Below are 5758 nucleotides of genomic sequence, written 5' to 3'. Positions count from 1 at the left end.
TGGACGGTATCGCCGACACCCTCGGCGACGCGCTGCGGGCGGCGGCCGGCATGGCGGGCGACGACAAGTACGGCAAGCAGTTCGCCAAGAGCTACGACCCGGCGGTCAAGGCGCTCTTCCGTACGCTGTCGGCCGCGGTCCGCGCGATCGGCCAGTCCGCGGACGGCCTGGTGCGCACCGCGAACAACTACCTCAAGGCCGACCACCACTCCGACCCCCGCGCGGCCAAGAAGCCGCTCCAGCAGTACCCGTGGCCGGGCGTGATCGACGACGTCCTCTACCCCGACCCGCCCTCGGCGATCGGCGCCGGCAGCAACCACTGGCCGCCGCCGCTGGACAAGTACTGGGTGAACGGGCACCAGGACAAGCTCCGCGACGCCGCGAAGGCGTTCCGTGCCGCGGCGACCGACATCAACAACCTCGGGGTGAGCCTGCACCTCCAGGTCCAGGCGATCACCGACGTCAACACCAGCGGCGCGGTCACCGCGATGGCCGACTTCTGGGGCAAGATCTGGAAGGACGCCGACCCGGGTGGGCGGGCACCGCTGTCCACCGCGTATCTGGCCTGCACCAAGCTCGCCTCGGTGTGCGACCAGTTCGCGCAGGCGATCGACCACGCGCACAGCGAGTTCGAGCACAAGGTGAGCGAGGCCGGCATCGCGATGGGCGTGACCACCGCGCTCGGCGTGCTCGGCACCGTCTTCACCCTCGGCGGCTCCGACGCCGGCGCCGCCGCCCTGGACGCCGGCGAGGCGGCGGCCCTCTTCGCCACGGTCGACACGGTCATGGACGCCGCGATCGCCGACTACGCCGCCGAGGGCATCGCCGAACTGGAGACCGTGCTCGCCTCGGCCGCCGAGAGCGTGCCCGAGGTCGAGGCGGTGGACGCCAAAACCGCTGAGGTCACCCAGGCGCTGGACCGCGAGATGGCCGAAGCGGAGGCACGTGGCGGCGGCTCGGGGGGAAAGGGAGGTGGCGGGGGCGGCGGACGCACTCCACCCGAGGAGGAGCCGCCGGAGGAGGAGCCCTCAGGAGGCAGGAAAGCCCAACGGCGCGGGCGCAAGTACGAGGAGGATCTCGTACAGAAGCTCGGAGGTAGAGACGAATTCAGCGAGGGCGGCAGGCAGTTCGACGGCGCCTACGAGGAGGACGGCACCGAGGTCTGGTACGAGGCGAAATCTGGTGAATACTGGGAATTGGCCCAGCGGAACGCGAAAGTCATGGAAAAATTCAAGTCGAACCTGGGCGACGCTCGAAGAATCGCCATGGCCAGCGGCAAAGAGTTCTGCCTCATCTCGGAGAACCCGATTCCCCAGGACATCGTGGAAAATCATACCCATGGGCTAGGAGCGCACATTGCCCCGGACTGCCGACATCGACCTCACCTTCGAGTACCCCGCGACCGTCGCCGGCGTGCTCAGCGTCCTGGCGGGGCACGGGTGGGGACCCGTGGAACCGCTCGGGGTGTCCTACATGCTCGAAGGAGACGACGACTGGGACTGGACGTCAGCGGGGCCGGAGCAGGTCGCGGACGTCGTGGCGTTGCTGGACTCGGATGAGGTCAAGGAGCAGGCCGTCGCCATTGCGCTCTACCATCCGACGGCCGCCACCGGCGGACACCTGCTCCTCAGCCGAGACCATACGAGGGCAGGGTTCAGCCCCGTGCTCGACCGCCGGAAGATCCCGGGCGCCCCGGAGATGACGGATATGGCGTGGTACGTGCAGAACCTCGTCTACCCCCTGTTCGAGGGGGGACTCCTCGGCTACGAACTCCGCGACATGGCCGACTGACAGCGCGAGCGCCGTGGACCCCGGGCTGACCTGACCGACGGTTTCGTCGTGGGAGTCGGTGATGATTCCGTCCAGGTCGTGGACCCGTGCAGTTAGCTAGGCGGCCCGGTTGGAGTCAGCTGGCCGGTCAGTGGCGTCGGTCCGGAGGGGGTTGTCCTTGCGGAAGAGGCTACGTGGCACCGGAGCGTCAGGATTTTAGGAGTGCGCCTACCCACCAGCATGGGGATTGCCGTCGTTGGCGAGGCTGCGGTTGCCCGGGGTTCCTTCGACGGTGAAGCGGGACAGGGCTCGTATGGCGGTGCCGGTCAGGGGGGTTCGGGCGGGTGGGACCTCGATGAGGGCGCTCAGGGTGCGGGTGGACGTGGGGTGGGGTGGCTGGAGGGAGAGGAGCCAGGTGAGGCCGGCGAGGGCGGGGAGGTTGTGGGGGGCGTAGGCGCCGTCGGGGGCGGCGAGGGTGAGCCAGCGGGTCAGTGTGCGGCGGAGGGCCTCCGGGGGGAGCGGTGCGGTGAGGGTGAGCGCCTGGCGGTCCCAGGTGCGGGTGGGGCGGCGGAGCAGGGCGACGACCTCGGCGGGGAGGCGCCGGCCGGCGTCCAGCAGCGCGTGGGCGCACGTCCACAACTCGTCGCTTGTCCCGGAGGACCACAACTCCTCCGCCATCCCCGTCAGCAGCGCCTCCCACGCCTCGCACCAGCCGTCCTCCGCGATGCCGTGCGAGACGGCGGCGAGCAGCACCAGGCCGCGGTCGTCGGCCGGGGAGTCCGCCGATTCCCCCGCCCGGTGCTCGGTGAAGAGCCGGGCCAGAGCCGACCGGTCCCGCTCGGGCAGGCCGCGCAGCACCGTCGTCACGCCCAGGCCCTCATGCCAGGAATCCTGCGGGTGGAGCAGGACGTGCGACAGCGCGGCGAGGTCGCCTCGGGCGGCCAGCTCCCGGACGTGTTCGACGCGCTCGGCGGGCTCCCACGGGGACGTCATGTGATCCATGGCGTGAGGGTAGGGGCCGGCACCGACAATGCGGTGCTTCTGGCGTTCGGGTGGGCAGCGGGCGGGGTTCAGGTGGGGTACACGTGGTTTCAAGGTTCTGTCAGGAGAGTTCGGGCCCGTGCCTACCACTCATTCGCGTGCCCGCGTCGCCACTTTGTGCGTCGCCGCCCTGTCGGTACCAGGTCTTGTCGTCACGGGGATGCTCGCCGCCCAGCCGGCGGCTGCGGCGGACCCGGCCGGCTACCAGAACGTCCGGATCAACGAGGTCACCTCTTCGGGTGACGACACCGTGGAGCTGTACAACACCGGCTCGACCGCGGTGAGCATCAGCGGCTGGAAGATGTCGGACGACAGCTTCTCGGCGAAGTCGTTCAGCCCGTCCGCCGGCACGATCCAGCCCGGCGGGTTCGTCACCTTCGACTCGCCCAAGGGGCTGGGCGACTCGGACAAGCTGGTGATCTACACCTCAGGCGGCACCGTGGTGGACCGCGTGGAGTGGGCCACCGACAAGGCCAAGCCGGCGATGGCTCGCTGCGGCGGCGACGGCACCGGGGCGTGGGTGACCGCGACCGCCAAGGCGACCTTCGGGGCCCCGAACGCCGCCGGATGCCCGGCGTCGCTGCCGGCGGCGAGCAAGGTGCGTATCAACGAGGTGACCTCGAACGGCTCGGACACCGTCGAGTTGTACAACGGCGGTACGAGCGCGGTCAGCGTCGGCGCCTGGAAGTACGTCGACGGCGACACCGGCCACTCCGCGGCGAAGATCTCCTCCTCCGACCCGAGCGCGACCAGCATCCCGGCCGGCGGATACGTCACCTTCGACTCCACCATCGGCCTCGGCGACAACGACTCGGCCTTCCTGCTCGACGGCAACGGCAACACCGTCGACTCGGTGACATGGGCGACCGACGCCGCCAAGCCGTCGGACGAGCGCTGCGCCGACGGCACCGGCTGGTTCCGGACCGCCGCGACCGCCACGCTCGGCAGCGCGAACTCCTGCTCCGGGGGCGGCGGCTCCACCGGCGGGACCGGCGGTCAGCCCGGCCAGCTGCTCGGCGGTGGCGGCTCCCTCACCAGCGGCTGCGAACCCGAGGCGCCCTCCGGTTCGCACTCCGCCCCCTCCGGCACCCTGGCCTGGCCCGGCGGCCAGGACGTCACGATCGCCGACAACGTCTGCGCCTTCACCACCTCGACCGGGCCCGAGGGCCGTGACGTGAGCGGCCTGGCGTACGACCCGTCGAACCCCTCGGTGCTGTGGGCCGTCAAGAACAAGAACTGGCTCTTCAAGCTCACCAAGAGCAACGGCAAGTGGATCCCGGACCCGTCCTGGAGCGCGACCGGCAAGCAGATCCGCTTCTCGGGCGGTTCCGGCGAACCGGATTCCGAGGGCGTGACGGTCGGCGGCAACGGCCACCTCTACGTCACCTCTGAGCGCGACAACACCAAGAACTCCGCCCCCAAGGACACGATCCTGGAGTACGACCCGGCCGCCACCGGTTCCACCCTCACGCCGCTCCACCAGTGGGACATGACCTCGCAGTTCCCGCAGCTCAACACCGGTGACAAGGACGACGCCAACCTCGGCTTCGAGGGCGTCGGCTACGTACCGGACAGCTGGCTGACCGGCAACGGCTGGACCGACCCGCTCACCGGCGCGGCCTACGACCCGGCCGACTACCCACTGCACGGCTCGGGCCTGTACTTCGCCGGCCTGGAGTGGGACGGCACCCTGCACGTCTACGGCCTCAACTCCAACGGCACCTTCACCACCTTCGGCACCGTCGCGACCGGCAAGAGCTCCGTGATGGACGTGACGTTCGACGCCGGGACCCAGCGGATCGTCGCGACCTGCGACAACACCTGCGGTGAGACGCACACCTTCATGAAGGTCGACGCCGCCGGCGCGATCGTCCCGGACGTGACGTACACGAACCCGGCCGTCATGCCGGCCGACAACCTGGAGGGCTTCGCCCTCGCCCCGGCCTCCACCTGCGTCGACGGCTCCCGCGAGGCGGTCTGGTCCGACGACGGCATCTACGGCTTCGGCTCCAAGACCTCCTCCAGCGGCCACGCGATCTACAGCGGCACCTTCCCCTGCTGATCTGATCACGCCGGAAGGCGAAGCTCCTGGCGGGCAGGGCGGTGGGCCCGCCCACTGCCAGGAGCTTCGCCATTCATGCCCGCGGGCGCGAGAGCCACGTGGTGTACCAGGTGCGGAAGTCGGGGCCGGGGGTCAGGGAGAGGCCGCAGCCGAGGTCGTCCGTCCAGACCTGGCCGCTGGACGGGCCGGTGACGACCAGGCGGTAGGAGGACCCGCAGCCGATCTCGGCGAGGGTGAGCGAGCCGGCGAACCAGCAGGGCGAGAAGTCCTCCTCGCCGGGAGCGTGGGCCGAGCACACCGAGCGCTCGGGGGAGGGCTCGAACGGGCCCGTGTGGGGGAACGGGTCCGCCAGCAGGTCCAGCGCCTCCTGCATGCCCGACCAGCGCTCGCTGCCGAAGGTGTACAGGCCGTACGCGGGGCCGGCGCCACCGCCGCTCACCGCGGTGAGGAACGAGCGGTAGGAGGCGGGGAGTTCGCAGCGGTGGTCGTGCTCGAACCGGGCCACGGCGTCCTCCGCGACCGGCGGCGCCAGCTTCCACCGGTGCCGGCTCGCCCCGAAGACGCGGCACCCGGCGTCAGCCGCCGCCTTGCCCCCCACGAGCTCACGTACCTCGTCCGCATCCCACACGCCCCCAACGCTACCCGCCACCTGCACCGTACTCCCCGCCCGCGCCGCCCATCGGCCGCCTGCACCGCCCGCTGCCCGCCGACGCCGTACGCCTGCGACCTGCGACCCGCGTCGCCCGCCAACCGCGCCGCGCCAATGCCGTACGTGCGCCCCCCGCCGCCCCCGCCGCTCTGCCGCCTGCCGCCGGCACGGCCTGCCCGACCGCCTGCCTGCGACCCGCGCCGCCCGCCAACCGCGCCGCGCCAATGCCGTACGTG

General features: G+C 71.0%; 5 protein-coding genes. 3 read left to right on the top strand and 2 right to left on the bottom strand.

Annotated features, from left to right (window positions below; all coding sequences use genetic code 11):
• Positions 1-1559, top strand: a 1559-nt coding sequence (locus HCN08_RS34310) for a hypothetical protein (protein WP_167987279.1), incomplete at its 5' end; no start/stop codon positions are given.
• Positions 1537-1791: a hypothetical protein gene (locus tag HCN08_RS34305; protein WP_167987277.1), complete on the top strand. Its 255-nt coding sequence runs from the start codon at positions 1537-1539 to the stop codon at positions 1789-1791. The genes HCN08_RS34310 and HCN08_RS34305, both read left to right, overlap by 23 nt.
• A gap of 207 nt (positions 1792-1998) precedes the next feature.
• Here HCN08_RS34305 and HCN08_RS34300 read toward each other — a convergent pair whose 3' ends face one another.
• Complete coding sequence (locus tag HCN08_RS34300; RefSeq protein ID WP_167987275.1) at positions 1999-2772, bottom strand: hypothetical protein; 774 nt, start codon at positions 2770-2772, stop codon at positions 1999-2001.
• A gap of 118 nt (positions 2773-2890) precedes the next feature.
• Between HCN08_RS34300 and HCN08_RS34295 the strand changes: the two genes are divergently transcribed.
• Positions 2891-4873 carry a lamin tail domain-containing protein gene (locus tag HCN08_RS34295; RefSeq protein ID WP_322974857.1) on the top strand — a complete coding sequence of 661 codons (1983 nt, stop codon included), beginning with the start codon at positions 2891-2893 and terminating at the stop codon, positions 4871-4873.
• 73 nt (positions 4874-4946) lie between these two features.
• Here the strand turns inward: HCN08_RS34295 and HCN08_RS34290 are convergent, their stop codons facing one another.
• The gene (locus HCN08_RS34290; RefSeq protein ID WP_167987271.1) at positions 4947-5501 is read right to left on the bottom strand and encodes an SMI1/KNR4 family protein; all 555 of its coding nucleotides are present in this window, start codon (positions 5499-5501) and stop codon (positions 4947-4949) included.
• Positions 5502-5758: the final 257 nt, after the last annotated feature.

It is taken from the genome of Actinacidiphila epipremni, from assembly GCF_012034175.1.
In the GTDB taxonomy this organism is placed as follows: Bacteria; Actinomycetota; Actinomycetes; order Streptomycetales; family Streptomycetaceae; genus Actinacidiphila; species Actinacidiphila epipremni.
This window is presented reverse-complemented; position numbering and strand designations above follow the sequence as displayed.